The sequence below is a fragment of the Mycobacterium sp. IDUB_24 genome, assembly GCF_055419385.1.
The window spans coordinates 647,630-668,566 of record NZ_JBVAXO010000002.1; the positions used below are offsets into that span (position 1 = coordinate 647,630).

The following is a 20,937-nucleotide window of genomic DNA, read 5'->3' on the forward strand; positions in this document are numbered from 1 at the left end:
TTGCCGATGGTGCCGGTGTCCTGCCGCCGCTGCGGCTAACGGTGCGGATGGCCCTTCGATCGGGTGAGGATCGCTCCTAGTCGGCTGATGCTGTCGCGGATGGCGGTCTCGCCGAGTGCGCCGTATCCGATCACCAGGGCAGGTGGCGCAGAGTCGGGATCCGCCCAGTTCCACCGGGCGCCGTCCAGGCGCAGGCCCTGTTCGCGGGCGGCGGTGACGATGGCATCCTCGTCCGAGTTGCCGGGCAATCGGAGATAGACGTGCAGGCCCGCGTCGATGCCGGTCGGCCTGGTCTGGGGCATCGACGTGCTGATTGCCGACAGCATGGCATCGCGTCGCCGGCGATATACCGGGCGCACCCGCCGCAGATGGCGAGTCATCCCGCCGGTAGCGATGAACCGGGACAGGGCGAGTTGTTCGAGCGCGGAGTTGCCCATGTCGTCGTACAGCTTCTCGGCGGCCACGGATTCAACCAACCCGGACGGCAGCGCCATCCATCCGAGTCGCAGAGCAGGGGACAGCGTCTTGCTCAGGCACCCCGCATAGGCCACGTGATCCGGGGCGAGTCCCTGCAGCGCGCCGACAGGACTTCTGTCATAACGGAATTCGGCATCGTAGTCATCTTCGATGATCAGCGCATTTCGGTCGTGGGCCCAGGCGATCAGCGCTGCCCTGCGGTCGGTGTCGAGCACGGCCCCGGTCGGATAGGAATGGGCGGGCGCCACCAACACTGAGCCGACGTCGAGTTGAGCCAATCTGGAGACATCGAGCCCGTTCTTGTCGACCGGCACCGGCAGCACCCGGAGCCCGGCACGTGCGATCGCGTCGCGATGAAATCCGAAACACGGGTCCTCGACAGCGACTGCGTCGCATCCCCGCGCCTGCAGCGCCCGGGCCAGCAGCGTAATCGCCTGCGTGAGACCCGAGGTGACGATCACGTGGTCGGGCTTGACCGCAACGCCACGGACGCGGCCCAGGTACTCGGTGAGGGCTTCGCGTAGCGGGCGCGTGCCGAGCGGACCCGGGTAGCCCAATTGGGAGTTGGGTGCCGCGGTGAGGGCACTTCGGTAGTGGCGCAGCCACTCGCTGCGGGGAAACAGCGCGGCATCGGGCAGGCCTCCACCCAGCGGCACGGCCGGGTCTCGGGCCTCGCGCGTGCGCGGAGATTGTTGTGGCGCAACCGGTCTCACCCGGGTACCCGAACCCTGGTGTCCGGTCAGGTAGCCGTCGGCCACCAGGTGTTCGTAGGCGGCGACGACGACGCTTCGTGCCACGCCGAGCTGTGCGGCCAGTACCCGGGACGGCGGCAGGAGCGAGCCCGCGGTGAGCCGTCCCTGCTGTATCCCCACGCGTAACTGATGTTGCAACTGCAACGCGAGCCCGTCGCGGGACGCGCGGTCCAGGTCCAGCAGAAGGTCCGGCGGAAATCCGGCCTCAGCTGAATTGGTCTGCTGAAGATCTCCAGAATTGGACCCTGACATAGACCAATGCTAGGAGCGATCGTGGAGCCATGTCTACGATCAACAACCTCTCCTCAGTCGTCCGCCCGGTGATCACGTCGTGGATGCCCGGGCCTGCCCCAGTCGGCGACGGACCGGTCCTGGTCAGCGTGACCGAGTATGCCGCGCATTCTCTACGGCATCTGCCGGGCGTCGCCTACAACGGGATGCGCATGCGGGAAGGCTGGTACGCCATGCCGGGCGCGGTCGGGCTGTGGTTGTGGAGCTTGCCCGCTGCAGGCCGCGGCGGATCGATTTCGGTGTGGACGGATGCAGAGGCGTTGCAGCAGTTCGTCATCCTGCCGCATCACGTCGACATCATGCGCCGCTATGGCGATCGAGGAGACGTCCGGTCGACCACCTGGGAGGTCGATCCATTTGATCGGACGAGCACCCTCGCGCGGGCGCGGGAATGGATCGGGCAGTAGTCGTTATCGGGTGAGAGACACCAGCTCTTCGCAGAACCTCACCGTCTCGGCAGTGTCGGTGGCCAACGGGTGCACGAGCATCGTGGTCACCCCGGCTTCGGCATAGGCGGCCAGCCGTTCCTTGACGAATCCCTTTGGCCCGACCAGGGATATGTTGCGGACCAGATCGTCGGGCACCGCGGCGATGGCCTCGGCCTTCTTGCCGGCCAGGAACAGGTCCTGGATGTGATCGGCCACCTCGCCGTACCCGTAGCGGGTGGCCAGGTTGTGGTAGAAGTTCTTGCCTCTGGCGCCCATGCCGCCGATGTACAGCGCCAGTTGGGGTTTCGCCCAGGCCAGCCGGTCGTCGACGTCGTCGCCGATGGCCAGGCTGGCGCTGACCATGACGTCCAGCGGTCCCAGCGCCGGATCGCGCTTGGCCGTCCCGGCCCGCAGGGCATCCCCCCACACGTCATCGGCCTTCTCCGGGAGGTAGAACACCGGCTGCCAGCCCTCGGCGATCTCGGCGGTGAGCTCGACGTTCTTGGGTCCCAGTGCCGCGATGGTAATCGGAATACGCTCGCGCACAGGGTGATTGATCAAGTGCAGTGACTTGCCCAGTCCGGTGCCCCGGTCGGCGGGCAGGGGAAGCTGGTAGTACTTGCCGTCGTAGTCGAGGTTCTCCCGGCGCCACACCTGCCGGCAGATCTCGACCACCTCGCGGGTGCGGCCCAACGGTGCGTCGAACGGAACGCCGTGGAAGCCCTCCATCACCTGTGGTCCGGAGGTGCCGATGCCCAGCCGGAACCGACCGTCCGACACGTAGTCGACGCCGGCGGCGCTCATGGCCATCAGGGCCGGCGTGCGGGTGTAGATCGGGACGACGCCGGTGCCGAGCTCCATGGTCGAGGTCTTGGCGGCAAGGTAACCCAGCTGGCTGATCGCGTCATAGGAGTACGCCTCGGCGACCAGGGCGATATCGACGCCCACCTTCTCCAGATCGACGACCTGATCGGCCGCCTCCTTGAAGCCTCCGGCGTAACTCAGAAATATTCCTGTCCGCATGACAATACCTTACCACCAACCAGTTGGTTGGCCAATTTCGGGGCAGGTGGAATTTGTCCGGATAGGTGAATAATTCGTCACGATAATCCAATTATGACGTGACATAATTCGGAGTAATGGACGCACGGGAAATCGACAACCATGCAGGAGGGCTGAAATGCTGACCCGTATTCTGGGCGTCGCCGCGGTGAGTGCGGGGGTCGCAATCCTGGGAACCGGCATAGTTTCGGCAGCTCCGGAATCTCCTTGTGCGCCGTACGTGCCGATCGCCGACACGATTGCCGGCGCCAGCCCAGAACACTTGGGCAACTGGGTCGTTCGCTATGAGCGGGTGAGTGCCGGCGACCCGGCGATCGCTGACGCGATAAACCAGGTGATCGATGCCGAAGCTCGGGGCCAGGTAGCTACCTACGAGCCCAGTGCGACCAAGGCGAATCCCTGGACGCTGAATATAGATGGGCATGTTGTCAAACGGCAGGTGACCATTTCTGCGCTGTTCACCGGCGAATACAATACCGACCAGCCGAACATGCCATTCAACGCCGTTGCGACCCGGGTTTTCGATTGTCGAAGCGGAATTCTGATCGATTGGGACAATCTCTTCACCGATAAAAAGGCGGGGCTCGAGCGGCTTTCCGAGCAGACGAAACGGATCCTCCCGACGGTCTACGCGCCCCCCAGTCGTCCCGGGGTGTGGCAGTTCGGCAGCGAGATTGCTCCGGTCGACGACAACTTCCGCTATTGGATCCCTACCGATCAGGGCATCGAGCTGCGCTTCCCGGACTGGCAGTTCGGTCGCGGGCTCCCGGTGATCACCGTCGGCTGGGCGGCGGTCAGAGATCTGATCGCGCCGGAGTTTCAGGCGATCACCGGGTAACCGGTGGTCAGTGCGGTTGGACGATCCGCGGGGTGTAGCACCCGTGGAAGCTCAGCGGCAGGTGATGGCGCAGCCGGCCGACGTAGACCGGTCCGGCTGCGATGTCCTTGGCGTCGAACACCGACAGCTTGGCGGTGTTGTTGACCGCGTCGAGGACCGGTCCGATCAGCCAGCCGTCGTCCTCGTCGGTCGCGCCCGGGCGGGCCGCGAAGACGGCTTCGTGGGGGAGTTCTCCGTCGGGGAACTGGAACTGGGTTTCCGTGCCGGTCTCGTTGTCGATCTTCGCCACCGCATTCGGGTAGAGGCTCCCGCCGGTAGCGGCCGACATGTAGAAGTAGCGATTGGGCTTGGCCATCTTGAAGACGTTGATACTCGGGAATTCGCCGTGAACGCTGGAGAATTCGTCGATGGTGACGTTCCCGGTCCCAGAGATTCTCAACCGGGTGGGCAGGCCGCCGAAGGGCATCGTGGAGGTTTCCATCAGGGTTTCGACGCCGGCCAGCTGACCGTTGAGTTGCTCCCAGGTGGCGTGGTAGTTCATCACGTCCACCACGACGTCGCCGTTCTCGTCGTCGTAGGCATTGGCAAAATGCAGGTGCAACATCGGATCGGTGTGGAAGATGCGTGGCTTGCCGCCGTCGCGCGGTACCAACGCGATCATGGTGCCCATTGATGCGTCGTATTCAATCGCGTCAATGTAGTTGAGCAACCCGAAGGCGGCGCCGAAGAACTTCTTCAGGGGGAAGACCAGCGGAGGGATCACGAAGACCATGTACCGCTTGGTCAGGCCCACATCGTGGTTGAACATGGGCCCGGGCAGCCGGACCGCACCCAGACGGTGCAGCTTGCCTGCGCGATCGACCCGGTAGCAGATCAGCTTGGGGACCGGCGCCATCGCCATCCCGAAGTTGTACATTTCGCCGGTTTCCCAGTCCCACTTCGGATGTGCGGAGAATGCTCCCAGCCATTTGAGCTCACCGTCGTAGTCGTACTCACCTTTGGTGCGCAGGGTGTCGGGATCGAGTTCGGTGGGCCGGCCACCTTCCCAGAGGGCGAGCAGTTTCCCGGCATTCACGACGACAGCGGTGTTGGCGACATTCGCGGGAAACCGCAACGCATTGGCCAGGAGGCCACCTTGGCGCATGGTGCCCAGGGCACGGAATGGCGCGCCCTCGGAGATGATCGAGCGTTGGTAGTGCTTGGTCTGGACGAACCGGTTGCGGAAGTGAACCTTGCCGTCGGACATCGAGTACATCGTCAGCATTCCGTCGCCGTCGAAGATGTGGCCGAGCGGCGTTCCGCCGGCCTCCATCTTGCCGGGGCCGTTGCGGTACAACGTTCCTCGCAATTGGTCGGGCAACTCGCCGGTGACGTCGTCGATCGTGTAGTCGTACTCCTCGTAGAGGGGGGCGTAGGTCTGGATGGGATTGTTGTCGACGTTGGTCATGACGGGACTCCTTGTTCGGTGTTGGTCAGTGGGCCGGGTGGACGCGCAGGGTGCATCCCAGGCCGGGCAGATGAGGGTCGAATTCCAGCGGCATCGGTCCGTCGGCGTGAAAGACCTTCTCGCAGGCCGCCTTGCAGCCCATCTGGCAGGAATTCTCCTGTGCAGTAGACGTCCCGACCACGACATGCATCGCGCATTCGGGGATCTCGTAGACCAATGTGCCACCGGGTTCCTCGCCGGTGCGGTAGATGGGTCCGACCAGGAAGGTGGAGATGCCGACACCCATATCCATCACCGGTGCGTACCACGCCTTCGGCACGATCTTCACGGCGTGGAAGATCGGCAGCAGGAACCGCAGCCACTGCCGCAGCCTGGCCGCGACGGCGTCGGACACCAGTTCCTCCACTGCCGCGAAGGGCAGATCCCGCAGCAGTTCCGAGGTCACCCATTCGAGTTCGGCAACGAACTGCCCATATTGGCGTTCCCAGGAGTGCCGTGGGCTCTCGAACAGCCCACGCCGGCGGCGCTTGGCCACCAGGGTCCCCCACTGCGCATCGATCGCCTGGCGGTCGTCGGTGACCAATCGCAGCATTGGCAGGAACACATTTTCGGGGAGACCGGCGACACGCTTGAGCATCGAATGCATCAGCAACTCGTCGCGCAGCATGGCGACGCCGCCGGTCGGCGCGGTCACGGGAGCTCCACCTTGGCGGCCTTCCATCGGCCGTCGACGTTCTGCATGGTCATGACCATGCGGCTGCGATCCACCCGCGGGTCAGGTACTTCGGTGTTGGTCACCGTTTGATCGATGAACAACAACACAACCACCTGGTCGGTGGTGGCCGACTTGATCGCGGAGTCGACGACCACGCCGTGGCCGGTCGCCTTGTGGTCGATCAGCAACTTGCGGAGTTCGGCGCTGGATTTGGCGTACATGTCATGGAATTCGCCTGTGGAACCGTCGAGTACGGCCGCGAAGTTCGCGTCCAGGTTGTTGGTGTCCACCGACGTCAGCGTCACCGCGTAGGAGCCCGCCGTATTCAGCGCGGCTGCACTGGCATTCGCGATCCGGCGGCCTTCGAAGTAGTGCCAGCCGAAGAATCCGGCGACACCGGCAAGGGTCAGCAGCAGGGCTGCAACTCCTGACGCAACCAGCCGCGACTTCCAACTAACCTGGGAATCAACGGATTCCGGTTCTTCGACATCGCTCTCTGGGGAGTCGCCGGTGTCGCCATCTGCAGGATCGGCAGTCTCACTGTCGAGACGTTCGGCCAGTTTGATGCTTGCCATGGTGCTCCTCATCTCTTACCACTGTCCACCCTGGCGTTGCGGCTGGGACTCCGGAGGGAGCGCCGGCCCGCCGTAGGGCAGTTCGATGGTGTGGTCGGTGGTCGGCGTCGGGTCGGCGCGCCGTAGGGGATCGAGTCCCGGTGGGGGCGTGGCGGTGTCGTCGCCGGGCGGTCGGGGTGCGTTGCGGGCGCCTCGGACCAGGAGATTGGGATCCTGATTCTCGCAGTACGTGTACAGGTACGGTTCGGGATAGTTCGGGATGAACGGCACATCGCGCTGGTGCGGGTAGTCGCACACCGGCCGGGGATAGATATCGGCGATGGCCCAGATGGCACCGTCGTGCATCAGTGACCGGATGCCGTCGAGCAGGGGTTGGCGATGGTCGTTGAACATCCCGTCGAGGGCGGGAACCCGGACCTGGGAGAGCTGGGCAACCGTGGTCAGGTCGCCGAGCAGCTGCACCATGGTGGGCGAGTTGTTGTCGATCACGGAGTCCACGGTCGCCAGCAGTTCCGGTGTCTTGGCGAGCAAGGTCCTTATTCCCTCGTCTTTTTCGCCGATGCCGCCGAGTGTGCCGGCCAGGTTGTGCGACATGGCGGTCAGCCCGCCGGAGGAGTCGTCGATGATCTTGAATACCGTGCGGCTGCTCCGGAGCAGCGTCATGGTCTGCGGCAGCACCCCGTCGAGGGTGTTGAGCAACACCGCCGAACCGTTGAACAGGGCACGCAGTTTCTCCGGCCCCTCTGCGCTGACCCCGAGCTCGTCGATAACCGATTCGATCTGCTCGGGGTCGGCCTGGGCCAGCACCCCGTCGACATTGGTCAGCAGGCGCCACAAGGGGACCGGAATCTCAGTCTGGCTGCGGTCGATCACCGTGCCGTCCGACAGGAACGGCCCGTCGGCGTGTTGCGGGGTGAAGTCCAGGTACTGCTCTCCGGCCGGGGAAAGCGCTGAGACCCGAACAACAGTGTCGGCCATGGGAATATGAGCAACGCGGTCGATCATCGCGGTCGCGACCACACCGTTGCCTGCCACCTCGACAGACTTGACCCGGCCGACCGGGATGCCCCGGACCGTGACGTCCTGGCCGGGGAGCAGCCCACCTGATTCGGCCAGGTCCACCTTTACGGTGATCTGGCGATCGAACGGGTTGACCCGCAACGCGCCGAACGCCAGATACGCAACGCCGATCACCACCAAGAGCAGTTGGCCGACGACCGACAGCACCAGCTTGCGCGATGTGACAAAGTGCACCGAGCGAATGGCCAAGGTCGCCAACGGGTTCAGTACAGTGCGCAGGCTCATTGCGGCGGCCCCCAGATCTGGCCGCGATCAGGGCCCCATACCCGGTCACCGAGCTGGGTCAGGACGAACCGGATCGAGCCGACCATGTTCTCCCAGTTGGCCCACTTGGGACCGGTGAACCCCGGGTCCGCGAAGTGGTTCATGTCCGGGATGTGCCCGATCGCGACCTGCTGAAGGTCGACGTCGGCAGCGGCAGCGTTGCTGCCGAACAGCTTCAGCGCCGCCGGCATGAACCGCAGAAAGTTCGCCATGGTCACCCTGGGCTCGGTGGAAGCCTCGTTGAAGGCGGACGACAGGGTGTTGAGGTCGTGGATCCAGCTGCGGGTGTCGGTACCAGCGATGGCCGGGAGCTTCTGCAGTTGCGCAGTTACGGCGCCGATCTCATCGACCAGGTCCACGATCGCAGCGGTGTTGTCCGCGATCGTCAGTAATGCGGGCGTGGCGGAGTCCAAGACCTCGTTGATGGTGTCGCGACGGGCGTTGAGCTCGTCGGCCAGCCTGGCGGTCGCCTCCAGCATGGTCCGGATCTCGTCAGAGCGGTCGGCCATCGTAGAGACCAGTGCGCGGGACTCGTGGATCAGTCTGGTGAGGCCCTCGCCGTCCTTGCCGAGTGCTCCGCCGACCCCGTTGAGCACCCGCGTCAGGTTCCGGATCACGCCACCGTTCACGATCAACGATGTAGTGGCCAGCACCTGTTCGACGGTCGCGGCCGCGGTCGTGGCGTGCTGCGGAATCCGGTCCCCGTCGGCGAGCAGCGCTGTGCCGGCCGGGCTGGATGCGGGTGGGGTCAGGGAGACGAAGACGTCGCCGAGCGGTGTCGCCGAACGCAGTTCGGCGGTGGTGCCCTCGGGCAGACGGATGCCGTCCAGGATGCGCATCTGGACCACGGCGGTGTAGTCCTTGGCGCTCATGCCGATCACCTCGCCGACATCGGCCCCGCCGACGCGGACCTTCGCACGGTCCGGGAGATTGAGCGCGTTGGAGAACTCCGCATCGAGCTCGTACGTAGACCCGCTGAGCCCGGGGGCAGGAAGAGGCAGTTGCTCCACTCCGGCAGAGCATCCCACGGTCGCGGTCGCCACCACGGTGCCGACTGCGATGTGAAGGGCCGTCTTCATCGATCCCCCAGCTTCGTCATGGCTTCGAGCATGCTGGTCATCCCGAAGTCGGGGCCGAGATCGCGAATGGATCCGGTGCGGCAGCCCAGTTGACGCAGTCCCAGGATGTTGCAGACTTCCTTGGTCATCGAGCTGTCGAAGAACACGTTGTCGAAATGGGCGCCGACGCGCAGCATTCCGTTCTGCATGTCGATCGCGCCTGCGGCATTGTCGATTGCCAACGGTGCCACGTCGAACACCTCGGCGAGCTCGCGACGATAGTCCACGAGCGCCCTGCTGAGCCTGGCGCTGCTTGCGATGCTGTTCTCGAGGTTGCCGCCATTGTCTGCCAGGAGTTCGTTGAGCTGGTTGAGCAGTCCGTTGAGCCGTCGGCCGGTGTCACCGCGACCGACTGCCTCGGATGCCAGCAGATCGGTGAGCTGTCGGACGTAGGAACCGAATTCACGGACCTGGGCCTCGTTGCGTGCTGCACCGTCGGTGAGCTTGCTGAGATTGGTGATGATGGCGTCGAGGTTCTGCTTGGTCGCGGCGCCGCCGTCGGCGCCGGTGCGCAGAGCGTCCGACATTCCGGCCAGTGCGTTCTTGATCTCGGGCCCGCTGGTGGAGGTGATCGCGGAGGTGGCCGACATCAGGTCGGACAACGGTCCGTTGCCCTGTCCGTCGCCACCCATGGCGCTGCCGAGCTTGTCCACCATCTTCAGTACCCGGTCGAATTCGACTGGGGTTCTTGTGTGCTGCGGTCCCAGCACGGCGCCTTGGGTCAGCATCTGCCCGCCCGAATAGGCGGGGGTGAGTTCGATGTGGCGGTCGGTGAGAATAGAGGTTCCGACGGTGACTGCAGAGACGTCGGCGGGGATGCTGGTGCCTGGGTCGACCTCGATGGCCACGTCGACATGGGCGCCGCGGTTGTCGATCGCGGTCACGCGTCCGACCGACATGCCCAGCACCGAAACGTCGTTCCCGACGTACAGACCGATGGCGTTATCGAACTGGGCGGTGAACCTCAGCGGGGCCGTTGGTTTCGGCCGGAACAGATAGGCGCCGGTCACCGCCAGCGCCACTGCGGTGATCAGTACCGTCACAATCGCGGTCTTTCGTGTCATTCGCAGTCCTTGAAATACTGGTAGCGCTCCGGCCACTTCCACTGCTCGGCGCGGCCACTGATGGCGCACATCCAGGAATCCACCATCAGCCCGCCGGGCAACATGAAGTCGAGGAACGGTCCCGACCCGGTGGCGTTGGCGGCATTCCGCATGGCGACCGGCATGATCTGGAACAGGTTGCGCAACAAGGCGTCATGGTCGCCGAGTATCGACGTGACCTGCTGCAAGTCGGCGAGCATCTTGTCGATCTGCGCGCTGTTGGTCCCGACGACGCCGTCGGCGGTGGTGATCAGGGTGGTGGTCGCTTGCAGCAACCGTTCGACGCTCGCGCGGCGACGGACTATCTCGCCGGTGAGTTCGTGGCCCTGAACGACGAGTGCGGCCAGATCGTCCTGTTGACCGCCCAGGATCTCGGCGACGCTGGCGGTGTTACGAAGCAGATTGGAGATCTGGTCTCGGCGCGCCGAGATGATCGCCGACAGGTTCTGGACGTTGGTCAGCGCCTCCGGGAGCACCGCAGGCACTCCGGTGAGTTGCTGCGACAGCGTCTGCATCGACGTGGCGAACCTCTCGGCGTCCACGTCCTCGAACGTCGTCGTCGAATCGGAGAGCAGTTTCTGCAGGTCGTAGGGGACCGAGGTGTTCGCCAGTGGGATCCGGTCATCGGCCAGCGTGCTGCCGCCCTTGGGGCGCAGCTCGACATAGCGCGACCCCAGCACCGTGGTGAGCTTGATTGCGGCCTTGGTGTCGTCGCCCAGACGAATGTTGTTGTCCAGCTTCATGGTCACGATGACGCGGTTGACCGCCAGTTTGGTGGCGGCCACCACGCCGACCGGAACGCCGGCGATGCTGACCTGGTCGCCGGGCCGCAGGCTGGCCGCTTGCTGGAACTCGGCGGTGTAGGTCCGTTTGCCGAGATGCATCGAGCTAAGGGCCGTGCTTGCGACGATCACGACGGTCAAGGCCAGCAGGGCGAGGGTGCCGATCACCGCCGGGTTGCGGTCTTCGAGTGTCCTAGGGCGCCGGGTCTGTGGATCGGATTGGCTCATCTCGCTCATCACCTGCACTTCGCCGTGTACTTACGCTGCCCGCCGGGGGTGGCCGCGTTGACGATGGTCGGAATGATCGGCTTGAGGAAGTTGAACAGCGTGAAGTTGAAGTCGCACGGCATCGCGCTCATCGCGGTGGAGTCCCCCGTAATGCGAGACAGCCCTTTGAGCACCGCGGGCAGGTTTGAGCCGAGTGTCGCCCAGCCGTCGCGGTTGGCCACCATCGTCGACAGCATCCCGGGCTCGCGGCTCAGTAGATCGTGCAGCTCGGGCTGCGTCGCGGTGGTGATTGCAGACAGCCGCGACACCACGGTCGCGATCGATCCGGTCGAGTTCACCAGCTCGTCGCGGTGCACGTTGAGCCCGGCGATCACCGAACGCATCTGGACCAGCGTGGTCTGGAGTTGAGCGCCACGAGAGGCCAGGTTTTCGGTGACGGCGTTGAGGCTGTCGATCACCCGGCCGAGGACCTGGTCCGGGCCGGCCATCGATTGTGCCAACTCCGAGGTCTGTGCCACCAGGACCACGACGGAGTCCGAATCACCCTGCAGCGCATTGATCAACGCGTTGGAGAGGTTCCCGCGGTTGGTCGGATCGAGCAGCGTGAACATCGGCTCGAAACCGTTGAGGAGGTTGGTGACGTCGAATGACGGCTCCGTGTGCTCGACGGGGATCGCGGCGCCGTCGGCAAGGCGCTCGGGCCGGCCGAAATCGGCCAGGGTCAGGCCGATGTAGCGCTGGCCGATGATGTTCTGATAGACGACCGAGGCCTTGGTGTTGCCGTACAACGGCTGATCGCGCTGCACCCGGAATCCGACGGTGGCCAGGGTGGCCTCACCCGAGCCCGGATTGACGAGGGTGACAGAGTCGACCCGGCCGACCCGCACGCCCGCCACCCGCACATCCGAGCCCTCGCGCAATCCGGTGACATCGGTGAATTGTGCGGTGTAAGTGAAGGTATCGCCCTGCACTCCTCGGCGCAGCGTCACCAGGATGGTCCAGGTGAGTGCCAGGCACACCGCCATGAAGAAGGCAAGCCAGACCAACATGCGGGCGCGTGCGTTCATGGTGTTCCCGTGGGCTGTTCGGCGGGCAGTGGGGGGACCGGAGCCGGTGTGGGGACGAATTCCTCTGGGGCGGGCGGTATTTGCAAAGCATTCTGAAGTACCTCGTCGGCAGGATTGGCCGGGTCGGGCAGGGTGATGCCGTCCGGCGGGACGTAGGCGCGCGGATCGGGCAGGCCGTGGGTGTCGACGATCGGGATACCCTCGGGTGCGGTCTCGCAGCTCGGACCGCGCAACTCGCCGTACACCGGACAATCCGCGCGGTTGTAGAGCCGCAGCGGCGCGAGTGCGACGACGAGCTTGAACGTGAACGTCACCTTCTGATTGGTGCGCGTCCACATTTCCTCGAAGAAGCCGTTGACCACATTGTTCAGGCCGACGGCGACGGCCGGGAATTTCCCGGAGCGGTCGGCGAGCACCCCGATCACCGGGGTGAGATTGGTGGTGATGCCCGCCAGCTCGTCGGTGTGGTTGTCCATGGCGGTTCGCAGGGTGCCTGCGGTGTGGTTGGCGCCGGTCAGCAGATTTGTCAGTGCCGCATGCTGTTCGGCCACGGTGCGCATCGGTTTGACCGCGCTCTGCAGCGAATCCAATAGATCGGGGGCGGTGTGGCCGAGGGCGCTGAGCGCGGAGTTCCAGGTTTGCAGGGTGGGCGGGCCGGAGTCGTCGGTGCGTAGTTCGTTCATCTCGGTCACGATCCGGTTGAGACCCTTTGCTGCCGAGGTCAATTCGGGGCCCTTACCCGCCGTCGCATCTGCGATGGCGCGCAGCACGCCCAGCGTGTGGTCTGTGCCGGGACGTCCCACCGCGGCGACCAGCTCGCGCAGCTTGGCCAGCGTGGTCTGGAACAGCTGGGTCGGCAGCGTGGTGTCCTGGCCGATGACGTCACCGGCCCGGATCGGCTTGCCGGCGCCGTTCTCGACCAGTTGCACCGTGGAGACCGCGAAGGCATTGCCGGGGACGATGCGGGCGGTCACCGTGTTCGCGATGTTGGCGACGTGGTCGGGGCGCAGGTCGATGTTGACGATATTGTCGCCGCCACCCAGCGCGGGCGTGACGGACCGCACCGCCCCGACCAGGACGCCGCGGTACTTGACGTCCGACTTGGGCGGCAGCCCGTCGCCGACGCTCGGCAGGCGCGCGATGATCTGGACCCGATAGTCGAGGGATCCGGTGGACTTGGCGAACATCAGGTATCCGGTGATCGCGCACACCACCAGGAACACGACGCAGGTGACGACCAGGGCGCGTTCGGAGGGTCCGCGACCGTCCAGTTCGAACGGGTTCGGCATCAGCCACCCAGCCTTCCGCCGGCGTCGACGCCCCAAAATGCCATCGTGAGCAGCATGTTGGTGACCACCATCAGCGTGATGGACAGCCGCATGGCACGTCCGGCGGCGATGCCGACGCCCTGGGGGCCGCCGGACGCGTAGAAGCCGTAGTAGCACTGCACCGTGGACATGATCGCCACGAACACCGCCACCTTGATCACCGCGAAGAACATGTCGCGGCCTGAGAGCATCAGCGCGAAGTAGTGCAGGTAGGTCCCGGAGGCCTGGCCGCTGGCCAAGTAGACGACGAGCTGACACACCAGGAAGTTCAGCGCCAGGCACACGACGAACAGCGGGATGACCGCCATTGCCGAAGCCAGCACCCGGGTGGTCACCAGGTAGGGGATCGGGCGAATGGCCACGGATTCCAGCGCGTCGATCTCCTCGGCGATCCGCATCGAGCCCAGTTGCGCGGTGAATCGGCAGCCGGCCTGGATCGCGAAGGCCAGGGCGGCCATCATCGGCGCCAGCTCGCGCACGGTCGCCAGTGCGGTCAACAGCCCGGTCGCGGGCCCCAGGCCGAGCAGGTTCAGCGCGTTGTAGCCCTCGATCGCCACCACCGCTCCCGCGGCTGCACCGACCACGAGGACTACGCCCGCGGTGCCGCCGCCGACGACGATCGATCCGTTGCCCCACGTGACATCGGAAGACAGTCGCAGGAATTCGCGGGGGTACTTCTTGATCACGATCGGGATGCCGGCCAGGGTGCGGAAGAAGAATGCGACGATGTGGCCGTTACGGGCCATCTGGAATTCGGTGGCGCGTGCGGCGGAGATCAGGGGGCGGGCGCCGGTCGGCAGGTAGGTGGCGGCCATGTCAGAAACTCGTCTTCGGGAACAGCACCAGATACATCTGGCTGATCAGCGTGTTCGTCAGCAACAAAAGCAGAATCGATTGCACGACAGCGGCATTCACCGAGTTCGCCACCCCGGCGGGTCCGCCTCTGGTGTCCAGTCCCTTGTAACAGGCGATGACGGCGACGATGACGCCGAACACCACGGCCTTGATCAAGGTGAGGACGAGGTCGTCGACGGTGGCGAATGAGGAGAACGTCGTGGTGTAGCTGCCCGGGGTGCCGCCCTGCAGCATGACGGTGAAGGCGTAGCCGGCGAGGAATCCGATGAAGCAGGTGAACCCGGTGAGGGCCACCGAGACGATCACGGCAGCGGCAAGGCGGGGGACCACCAGCCGTTGGATCACCGAGATACCCATGACTTCCATCGCGTCGGTCTCGTCGCGGATGGTCCGCGCACCGAGGTCGGCGCTCATGGCCGAGCCGACTGCGGCGGCCATCAGGATTGCCGCGACCAGTGGTGCTCCCTGCTTGATCACCGCCAGTCCGTTGGCCGCACCGGCCAACGCGGTCGCGCCGAGTTGTCCTGCCAGCAGGCTGAATTGGACGGCAAGGGTGACGCTGATGGGTATCGCGATGAACAAGGTCGGCACGACGGCGGTGCGGGCCATGAAGACGGCCTGTTCGACGAATTCCCAGAACGGGAAGCGGCCCCGCGCCAGATCGCCGACCAGGTGCTGGATCGTGCGGACCGCCAGTATGCACTGACCGCCGACGGTGCGCAGCGAGGCGAGCGGGTGTCGATCCACGTACCCCCGCCACCACCGCAGGACCCGATCGGTGGCTGCGGTGTCTGCGTCCGACGGCGCGTGCGGCACGGTCAGTGAGCCCGGAAGATGAGGTCGAGTCGCTTGAGACCGCGCAGCATGAAGCTGGGCTCGTACTCGTAGTCGTTATCGGGTGCGAGCTCGACCGCACTGAACCGACGGGCGATGTCTTCCAAGGCGATTCGCGCCTGCAACCGTGCCAGCGCGGCTCCCAGGCAGGAATGGATGCCCTGACCGAACGCCAGATGCGTTCTGGCATTCGAGCGTTCGGGGTTGAACTCCTCGCCGCCGTCGTACTGTGCCTCGTCGCGGTTGGCCGAACTGAAGACCAGCACTACCAGCGAACCGGCCGGGATCGTGTAGTCGCCGAGGTTCGCTTCGGCCTTGGTGATGCGGAACATCGACTGCACCGGGGTGAGGAAGCGCAGTGCCTCCTCGACGAGTAATTCGGAACGGGGCGCGGGATCCTCCTGCAGCCAGTGCCACCACTTCGTGTTCAGTCCGAGTTGGTGCAGCGTGCCGGTCATCAGCTTGCGTGAGGTCTCATTTCCGGCGATCAGGATCTGCTGGATGATGCTCAGCGCCGCGCCCGTGGTCAGAGGGTCGTCGTCGTTGGCGTTGGATGCCTGCACCAGGCCGGTGATCAGGTCGTCCTGCGGATTGGTGCGACGATCCTCAAGCTCGGCGGCGAAGTAACGCTGGTACTCCAGCAAGCTGCGGGCTTGCTCGAGGGCACCGGTCTCGTCGATCTCGGCGCCGATGGTCAACGCGAATTGATCGGACCAGCGCCGGAAGTCGTCGATGCGGTCGTCGGGCACGTTGAGCGCCTGGGCGATGATCCGCAGCGGTAACGGGGCGGCGAACTGTTCGACGATCTCCACCGGTTCGTCGGTCGGCAGCGTGTCGAGCAGTTGGTTGACGACCGAGCGAATCCCCGGTTCACGCTGAGCGACGAAGCGGGGGGTGAACGCGCGCGCGACCATCCGGCGGTAGTAGTGGTGGTCGGGCGGGTCGGCGGTCAGCAGCGTCGGGATCATGTCCCAGCCCTGCTTCTTGAGTTCTTCGATCTCTTCGGCCACCGAGGCCGGCGGCGGCATCTGCGGAAGGCCGAACGCCGAGGAGAACACCTCGTGGTTGGTCAGGGCGGCAGACACCAGCTCCCGGGAGGTCACGAACCACATTCCCCGCTCGGCGACGAAGTGAACCGGCGCTTCCCGGCGCAGTGCCTGGTACCACGGGTGCGGCACCTGCATCGTCTGTGGATTCAGCGGGTCGAACGCCGCGATCGGGCAGGTGGCGGGCGGGCTGGTGATGTCGGTCAAGGCCGTCTCCAGGGTTGTGGGCAGGCTGCCCGGGGCTTCGAATATCCGCTTGACTAATTGGTGGACCAATATAATAGTGAGGTGCGTCATATATCAAGGCTCAATCTGGGGCCCGGGAAAGCGAGGGAACGGTGCCGACAGCAGTGGTGACGGGGGGCGGCAAAGGCATCGGTCGCGCGATCTCAGAACGCCTCGCGGCCGACGGTATGGCTGTGGTCGTGGTGGACGTGGATGTAGCCGCCGCCGAAGATGTCGCCACCTTGATCGGCGGTCGAGCAGTCGGCTGCGATGTCGCCTCTGAGGGGTCGGTCGCAGCGCTGGCCGGTGCTGTGGGTGACATCGGCGAAATCGATGTGCTGGTCAACAACGCCGGCATCTGGCGCTCGAACACCCTTGCCGAGAGCACCGTCGACGAGGTCGATGCGGTGTTGCGGGTCAATGTCCTCGGCAGCTGGCTGGTCACCCGGGCACTGCTCGGGAGATTCGGGCCCGGCGGCGGCGCGATCGTCAACCTGACATCGGTACTGGCCGAGCTCGGCGGCGCCGGGCGCGGGATCTATCCGGCTTCGAAAGCCGCGCTGGTCGCGCTGACCAAACAGATGGCAACCGAGTACGCGCCCCGGGGAATCCGGGTCAATGCCGTCGGGCCCGGCCTGGTCCTCACCGACGGCACCGTGGGCGAGTTCGCCGATCCGGGATTGCGGTCGGCCATCGGCGAGTCGATGCCGCTGGGGCGCCTCGGTGAACCGGCCGACGTCGCGGCGGCGGTGGCCTTCCTGGCCTCGGCCCAGGCGGGCTACATCACCGGTCAGGTGCTCTACGTCGACGGGGGATGGGGCATCAACGGATCGGCCTTCATCGGCGCAGCTGTGCAGGAATACCTGGAGGGCCTGGCTTCTACACCCCTGAAGGCACCTTTGACAGAGGAGGCAGTGTGACCCAGGCACCTGGCAGAACGGACAACGAGGTGAGCAAGCCGGGGGAGGCGCGATCCTCGGGGCCGACCGTGCAGAGTCTGCTCGCCGACGACTCCCGGGAAGTACCTGCGCCGCTGTTGGAGGAGTCGTACGAGTTCCTCGGGTCGGCCGACGTCGACAAGGAGCGCTACTTCACCGCGGAGTTCCACCGGCTCGAGGTGGATCGGATGTGGAAGCAGGTCTGGCAGTTCGCCTGCCGCGAGGAGGACATCCCCGAAGCGGGGGACTACTACGTCTACGACCTCGCCGATATGTCGTTGATCGTGGTTCGCACTGCTGCCGGTGCGATCAGGGCCTTCCACAATTCCTGCCTGCACCGCGGTACCCGGTTGTGTGACGACGCCGGCCGGGTCAACCAGTTGCGCTGCCCGTTCCACGGCTTCACCTGGAGCCTGGAGGGCAACCTCACTGATGTGCCCGGACGGTGGGACTTCCCGCACGTCGACGATGCGGCTTTCGCCCTGCCCGAAGCTCAGACCGGGACCTGGGCGGGGTTCGTCTTCGTCAACCCCGACCCTGACGCGGCCCCGCTGTCGGACTATCTCGGCGACCTGGAGAAGCATTTTGCGCCGTTTCACCTGCAGGACCGTTTCAAGGCGATTCACGTCGCCAAGGTCATCGACTGCAACTGGAAAGTCGGCATCGAGGCGTTCCTGGAGTCCTACCACGTCATCGCCACCCACCCCCAACTGCTGGAATACCTCGGGGACGCCAACACTCAGTACGACATCTACACCCGGTCCGACGGACTGCCGGGGTTCAACCGGATGATCACACCGCAGGCGACCAGCAGCCCGCACCTGGAACCGCTGGAGCCCCAGGACGTGCTCGATGCGATGTTCCGGGATTTCTTCCCCGAGGGCGTCGGGGCGTTCGAGGTTCCGGACGGCCAATCGGCGCGTCCCATCGTGGCCGCGGCGATGCGTGACAATCTGGCGCAGACCACCGGCGCCGATCTCTCCGGCACCAGCGACTCGGAGATCGTCGACGCGATCCAGTACTTCGTCTTTCCGAACATGGTGCCCTGGGCGGGCATCGGTGCACCGCTGACCTACCGGTTCCGGCCGTACGGCAACGATCCCGATCGCTGCATCTTCGACATCATGATGCTGATTCCGTTGCCGCCCGGTGTGCCCAAACCCAAGTCGCCGCCGGTCCATTGGCTGACGGCCGACGAGGATTACGGCGCGGCACCGGAGCTGGGCGGGTTGTGCGCGGTGTTCAACCAGGACCTGGCCAATCTGCCCCGGGTGCAGCGCGGTCTGCGGTCGATGACCAAATCCGGTGTGACGCTGGCCAATTACCAAGAAATCCGGATACGGCATTTTCACCAGGACCTGGATCGGTACCTCGCCGGTGACGACTGAACTGCCATTGAGCGCCCCGTCGGCCAGTGCGCTGCGCAATGATGTTCTGATGAGCGAGGTCACCAGCACCCGATCGGGACCGGGCCGTCCGGCAGGCACCGACAGCGTCGATACCCGTCAGCGCGTGCTCGACGCGGCGTGCCAATGTTTCGCGCAGCATGGCTATGGACCGGCCACGAACAACCTGATCGCGGAGATGGCCGGGGTGACCGCAGGCTCGCTGCACTACCACTTCGGATCCAAGAGCAATCTCTTCGAAGCGGTCTGTGACTACGTGTACGGCAAGATCGTCGCGCGCTCGGTGGAGGCGCTGGCCGGCCCGCACTCGGTGCGCGGCTTGTTGCGGGCGGTCCTCGCCGAATCGATGCGGATCAACCACGAGTCCCCGGAGCTGGCCGGATTCGTGGCCACCGCACCCATCGACGCCCGGCGCCATCCCGAGCTGTCCGAGGCGTTCGCCAAGCAGGCCGCCGCCATGGCCGACACGCTGGCGCAGGCGGTGACCGCCGGCCAGCGCGCCGGCCTCATCCCGGACGACCTGGACGCCCTCGCCGTCGCGGGCATGATCAGTGCGATAGTCGACGGATTCGCCCACGCCGCCGCCAACACGGACGTCACCGCCATGGACTCGATGAACGATCTGTTCGGGAGATTGCTTCTCGAGTCCGGCACCGCGCCTTAGTCGATGCTTAGTACTCCCGAACCCGACTGCGCGGCAACGGTTCTCCGGCTGCGTCAGACATTCGACTCCGGGAGAACGCTGGATCTGGACTGGCGCCGTACCCAATTGCGGGCTCTCGTCGAGATGCTGACCGACAACGGCGACGCCATCGTGGACGCGGTCGCAGCCGACCTGCGCCGAGAGCCGTTCGAGACCTGGCTGGCCGAGGTCGTGGCGACGGCGAACGAGGCCCGCTACGCCGCCAGGAATGTCGGTAGGTGGGCCCGACGTAGGCACCGGCTACTGGAGTGGACACAGTTGCCGGGCCGGGCCTGGATCCAGTACGAGCCCTACGGCACGGTCTTGATCATCGGTCCGTGGAACGTCCCGTTCCAACTAAGTCTGACGCCGGCGATCGGGGCGATCGCTGCCGGAAACACCGTGGTGGTCAAGCCATCCGAACTCGCGCCAGCTTCCTCGCGGCTGATGGCCGAGCTGATACCGCGTTACCTCGACCCCGCGGCGGTGGCAGTCGTCGAGGGCGACGGTGTGGTCACCCAAGAGCTGATCGCGCAGGGGTTGGACCGGGTGCTGTTCACCGGTGGCACCGCGACCGGCCAGAAGATCATGGCGGCTGCGGCAGATCATTTGACTCCGGTCACGTTGGAGTTGGGCGGTAAGAGCCCGGTGATCGTCGCCGACGATGCCGACGTGAGGACTGCCGCCCGCCGGATCGCATGGATCAAGCTGATGAACTCCGGCCAGATCTGTGTCGCACCTGATTACGTCCTGGTGCATGAGGGTGTGCGCGATCGGTTCGTCGAGGAGATCCGCACGGCCATCGCCGACTTCCGGCGCGGGGCGGCGACCGGTCTGCCGATCGTCAACGAGCGTCAGTTCGCCCGCCTGGCGGGCGCCCTGGCCGCCACCACCGGCGACGTCGTTGTCGGCGGGGGCACCGATGCCGGGCGCCTGGAGATCGAGCCCACGGTTGTCGTCGAACCCGACGCGGGCGAGCCGCTGATGACCGACGAGATCTTCGGTCCCATCCTTCCGGTGCTCACCGTCGAATCCGTCGATCACGCAATCGAGTTCATCCGGCGGCGGCCCAAACCTCTTGCTGCATATCTGTTCACCACTTCCAAGGCGACCCGGGAGCGGGTCGTCCGCCGAGTTCCGGCGGGCGGCATGGTGATCAATCAGCTGTTGCTACAGGTGGCGACGGCAAAGATGCCGTTCGGCGGTGTCGGGCCGTCGGGGATGGGCGCCTACCACGGTAGGTTCGGGTTCGAGGAGTTCAGTCACCGTAAATCGGTGCTGGCCAAGCCGACTCGCCCGGATCTGACGGCAATGTTCTATCCGCCCTACACGGACAAGAGATCGCGGTTGCTGCGCCGTATGGCGTGAGCATGTTGAACGATTACGTACGAGTCTT

Annotated in this window: 20 protein-coding genes; 6 read left to right on the plus strand and 14 right to left on the minus strand. The window is 65.3% G+C overall.

Annotated features, from left to right (window positions below; all coding sequences use genetic code 11):
- Positions 1–35 precede the first annotated feature (35 nt).
- Entirely contained in the window at positions 36–1,481 is a 1,446-nt protein-coding gene (gene pdxR / locus ACZYZF_RS10790) for a MocR-like pyridoxine biosynthesis transcription factor PdxR (protein WP_463835631.1), read from the minus strand.
- Between the two features lie 29 nt (positions 1,482–1,510).
- On the opposite strand from pdxR, the gene ACZYZF_RS10795 reads away from it, so the two are divergent.
- Positions 1,511–1,927 carry a hypothetical protein gene (locus tag ACZYZF_RS10795; protein WP_463835632.1) on the plus strand — a complete coding sequence of 139 codons (417 nt, stop codon included), beginning with the start codon at positions 1,511–1,513 and terminating at the stop codon, positions 1,925–1,927.
- A 3-nt stretch (positions 1,928–1,930) separates the two neighbouring features.
- Here the strand turns inward: ACZYZF_RS10795 and ACZYZF_RS10800 are convergent, their stop codons facing one another.
- Positions 1,931–2,971 carry an LLM class F420-dependent oxidoreductase gene (locus ACZYZF_RS10800; RefSeq protein ID WP_463835633.1) on the minus strand — a complete coding sequence of 347 codons (1,041 nt, stop codon included), beginning with the start codon at positions 2,969–2,971 and terminating at the stop codon, positions 1,931–1,933.
- A 157-nt stretch (positions 2,972–3,128) separates the two neighbouring features.
- Between ACZYZF_RS10800 and ACZYZF_RS10805 the strand changes: the two genes are divergently transcribed.
- Positions 3,129–3,848, plus strand: a complete 720-nt coding sequence (locus ACZYZF_RS10805) for a DUF3298 domain-containing protein (protein WP_463835634.1) — start codon at positions 3,129–3,131, stop codon at positions 3,846–3,848.
- A gap of 7 nt (positions 3,849–3,855) precedes the next feature.
- Here ACZYZF_RS10805 and ACZYZF_RS10810 read toward each other — a convergent pair whose 3' ends face one another.
- From ACZYZF_RS10810 to ACZYZF_RS10865, 12 genes are read right to left on the minus strand one after another with little or no spacing between them, the layout of a single operon-like run.
- Positions 3,856–5,295: a carotenoid oxygenase family protein gene (locus ACZYZF_RS10810; protein WP_463744901.1), complete on the minus strand. Its 1,440-nt coding sequence runs from the start codon at positions 5,293–5,295 to the stop codon at positions 3,856–3,858.
- Between the two features lie 25 nt (positions 5,296–5,320).
- The gene (locus tag ACZYZF_RS10815; protein ID WP_463835635.1) at positions 5,321–5,989 is read right to left on the minus strand and encodes a hypothetical protein; all 669 of its coding nucleotides are present in this window, start codon (positions 5,987–5,989) and stop codon (positions 5,321–5,323) included.
- On the minus strand, positions 5,986–6,585 hold the full coding sequence (locus ACZYZF_RS10820; RefSeq protein ID WP_463835636.1) for an Mce protein: 600 nt from the start codon (positions 6,583–6,585) through the stop codon (positions 5,986–5,988). Before ACZYZF_RS10820 ends, ACZYZF_RS10815 begins: the two co-directional genes overlap by 4 nt.
- A gap of 15 nt (positions 6,586–6,600) precedes the next feature.
- The gene (locus tag ACZYZF_RS10825) at positions 6,601–7,890 is read right to left on the minus strand and encodes an MlaD family protein (RefSeq protein ID WP_463835638.1); all 1,290 of its coding nucleotides are present in this window, start codon (positions 7,888–7,890) and stop codon (positions 6,601–6,603) included.
- Complete coding sequence (locus ACZYZF_RS10830) at positions 7,887–9,008, minus strand: MlaD family protein (protein ID WP_463835639.1); 1,122 nt, start codon at positions 9,006–9,008, stop codon at positions 7,887–7,889. The genes ACZYZF_RS10825 and ACZYZF_RS10830 overlap by 4 nt, the downstream gene beginning before the upstream one ends.
- Positions 9,005–10,111, minus strand: a complete 1,107-nt coding sequence (locus ACZYZF_RS10835) for an MCE family protein (protein ID WP_463835640.1) — start codon at positions 10,109–10,111, stop codon at positions 9,005–9,007. Before ACZYZF_RS10835 ends, ACZYZF_RS10830 begins: the two co-directional genes overlap by 4 nt.
- A complete protein-coding gene (locus tag ACZYZF_RS10840; RefSeq protein WP_463835641.1) occupies positions 10,108–11,169 on the minus strand; it encodes an MCE family protein in 1,062 nt (353 codons plus the stop codon). The genes ACZYZF_RS10835 and ACZYZF_RS10840 overlap by 4 nt, the downstream gene beginning before the upstream one ends.
- Positions 11,169–12,227 (minus strand): MlaD family protein, encoded by a 1,059-nt coding sequence (locus ACZYZF_RS10845; RefSeq protein ID WP_463835642.1) that lies wholly within the window; start codon positions 12,225–12,227, stop codon positions 11,169–11,171. The genes ACZYZF_RS10840 and ACZYZF_RS10845 overlap by 1 nt, the downstream gene beginning before the upstream one ends.
- Positions 12,224–13,516: an MlaD family protein gene (locus tag ACZYZF_RS10850; RefSeq protein WP_463835643.1), complete on the minus strand. Its 1,293-nt coding sequence runs from the start codon at positions 13,514–13,516 to the stop codon at positions 12,224–12,226. The genes ACZYZF_RS10845 and ACZYZF_RS10850 overlap by 4 nt, the downstream gene beginning before the upstream one ends.
- Positions 13,516–14,370: an ABC transporter permease gene (locus ACZYZF_RS10855; RefSeq protein ID WP_463744892.1), complete on the minus strand. Its 855-nt coding sequence runs from the start codon at positions 14,368–14,370 to the stop codon at positions 13,516–13,518. The genes ACZYZF_RS10850 and ACZYZF_RS10855 overlap by 1 nt, the downstream gene beginning before the upstream one ends.
- Position 14,371: 1 nt before the next feature.
- Positions 14,372–15,232, minus strand: coding sequence for an MlaE family ABC transporter permease (locus ACZYZF_RS10860; protein WP_463745290.1), 861 nt, complete (start codon positions 15,230–15,232; stop codon positions 14,372–14,374).
- On the minus strand, positions 15,229–16,587 hold the full coding sequence (locus tag ACZYZF_RS10865) for a cytochrome P450 (protein ID WP_463744891.1): 1,359 nt from the start codon (positions 16,585–16,587) through the stop codon (positions 15,229–15,231). The genes ACZYZF_RS10860 and ACZYZF_RS10865 overlap by 4 nt, the downstream gene beginning before the upstream one ends.
- A 41-nt stretch (positions 16,588–16,628) precedes the next feature.
- Here ACZYZF_RS10865 and ACZYZF_RS10870 point away from each other — a divergent pair, with 41 nt between their 5' ends.
- Genes ACZYZF_RS10870 through ACZYZF_RS10885 form a run of 4 tightly spaced genes read left to right on the plus strand, consistent with a single transcriptional unit; the run spans position 16,629 to position 20,909 of the window.
- Positions 16,629–17,435, plus strand: coding sequence for an SDR family NAD(P)-dependent oxidoreductase (locus ACZYZF_RS10870; protein WP_463744890.1), 807 nt, complete (start codon positions 16,629–16,631; stop codon positions 17,433–17,435).
- Positions 17,432–18,841: an aromatic ring-hydroxylating oxygenase subunit alpha gene (locus tag ACZYZF_RS10875; RefSeq protein WP_463835644.1), complete on the plus strand. Its 1,410-nt coding sequence runs from the start codon at positions 17,432–17,434 to the stop codon at positions 18,839–18,841. Before ACZYZF_RS10870 ends, ACZYZF_RS10875 begins: the two co-directional genes overlap by 4 nt.
- A 49-nt stretch (positions 18,842–18,890) precedes the next feature.
- On the plus strand, positions 18,891–19,523 hold the full coding sequence (locus tag ACZYZF_RS10880; RefSeq protein WP_463744888.1) for a TetR/AcrR family transcriptional regulator: 633 nt from the start codon (positions 18,891–18,893) through the stop codon (positions 19,521–19,523).
- A 3-nt stretch (positions 19,524–19,526) separates the two neighbouring features.
- Positions 19,527–20,909, plus strand: a complete 1,383-nt coding sequence (locus tag ACZYZF_RS10885; protein ID WP_463835646.1) for an aldehyde dehydrogenase family protein — start codon at positions 19,527–19,529, stop codon at positions 20,907–20,909.
- Positions 20,910–20,937: the final 28 nt, after the last annotated feature.

Bases quoted from the DNA above. Each gene is read 5' to 3' on its own strand.
- ACZYZF_RS10845 (WP_463835642.1), bottom strand. From the start codon at position 12,227: ATGAACGCACGCGCCCGCATGTTGGTCTGGCTTGCCTTCTTCATGGCG.
- ACZYZF_RS10830 (WP_463835639.1), bottom strand. From the start codon at position 9,008: ATGAAGACGGCCCTTCACATCGCAGTCGGCACCGTGGTGGCGACCGCG.
- ACZYZF_RS10880 (WP_463744888.1), top strand. From the start codon at position 18,891: ATGAGCGAGGTCACCAGCACCCGATCGGGACCGGGCCGTCCGGCAGGC.
- ACZYZF_RS10835 (WP_463835640.1), bottom strand. From the start codon at position 10,111: ATGACACGAAAGACCGCGATTGTGACGGTACTGATCACCGCAGTGGCG.
- ACZYZF_RS10840 (WP_463835641.1), bottom strand. From the start codon at position 11,169: ATGAGCGAGATGAGCCAATCCGATCCACAGACCCGGCGCCCTAGGACA.
- ACZYZF_RS10855 (WP_463744892.1), bottom strand. From the start codon at position 14,370: ATGGCCGCCACCTACCTGCCGACCGGCGCCCGCCCCCTGATCTCCGCC.
- ACZYZF_RS10800 (WP_463835633.1), bottom strand. From the start codon at position 2,971: ATGCGGACAGGAATATTTCTGAGTTACGCCGGAGGCTTCAAGGAGGCG.
- pdxR (WP_463835631.1), bottom strand. From the start codon at position 1,481: ATGTCAGGGTCCAATTCTGGAGATCTTCAGCAGACCAATTCAGCTGAG.
- ACZYZF_RS10820 (WP_463835636.1), bottom strand. From the start codon at position 6,585: ATGGCAAGCATCAAACTGGCCGAACGTCTCGACAGTGAGACTGCCGAT.
- ACZYZF_RS10865 (WP_463744891.1), bottom strand. From the start codon at position 16,587: ATGACGCACCTCACTATTATATTGGTCCACCAATTAGTCAAGCGGATA.
- ACZYZF_RS10885 (WP_463835646.1), top strand. From the start codon at position 19,527: ATGCTTAGTACTCCCGAACCCGACTGCGCGGCAACGGTTCTCCGGCTG.
- ACZYZF_RS10825 (WP_463835638.1), bottom strand. From the start codon at position 7,890: ATGAGCCTGCGCACTGTACTGAACCCGTTGGCGACCTTGGCCATTCGC.
- ACZYZF_RS10795 (WP_463835632.1), top strand. From the start codon at position 1,511: ATGTCTACGATCAACAACCTCTCCTCAGTCGTCCGCCCGGTGATCACG.
- ACZYZF_RS10810 (WP_463744901.1), bottom strand. From the start codon at position 5,295: ATGACCAACGTCGACAACAATCCCATCCAGACCTACGCCCCCCTCTAC.
- ACZYZF_RS10850 (WP_463835643.1), bottom strand. From the start codon at position 13,516: ATGCCGAACCCGTTCGAACTGGACGGTCGCGGACCCTCCGAACGCGCC.
- ACZYZF_RS10805 (WP_463835634.1), top strand. From the start codon at position 3,129: ATGCTGACCCGTATTCTGGGCGTCGCCGCGGTGAGTGCGGGGGTCGCA.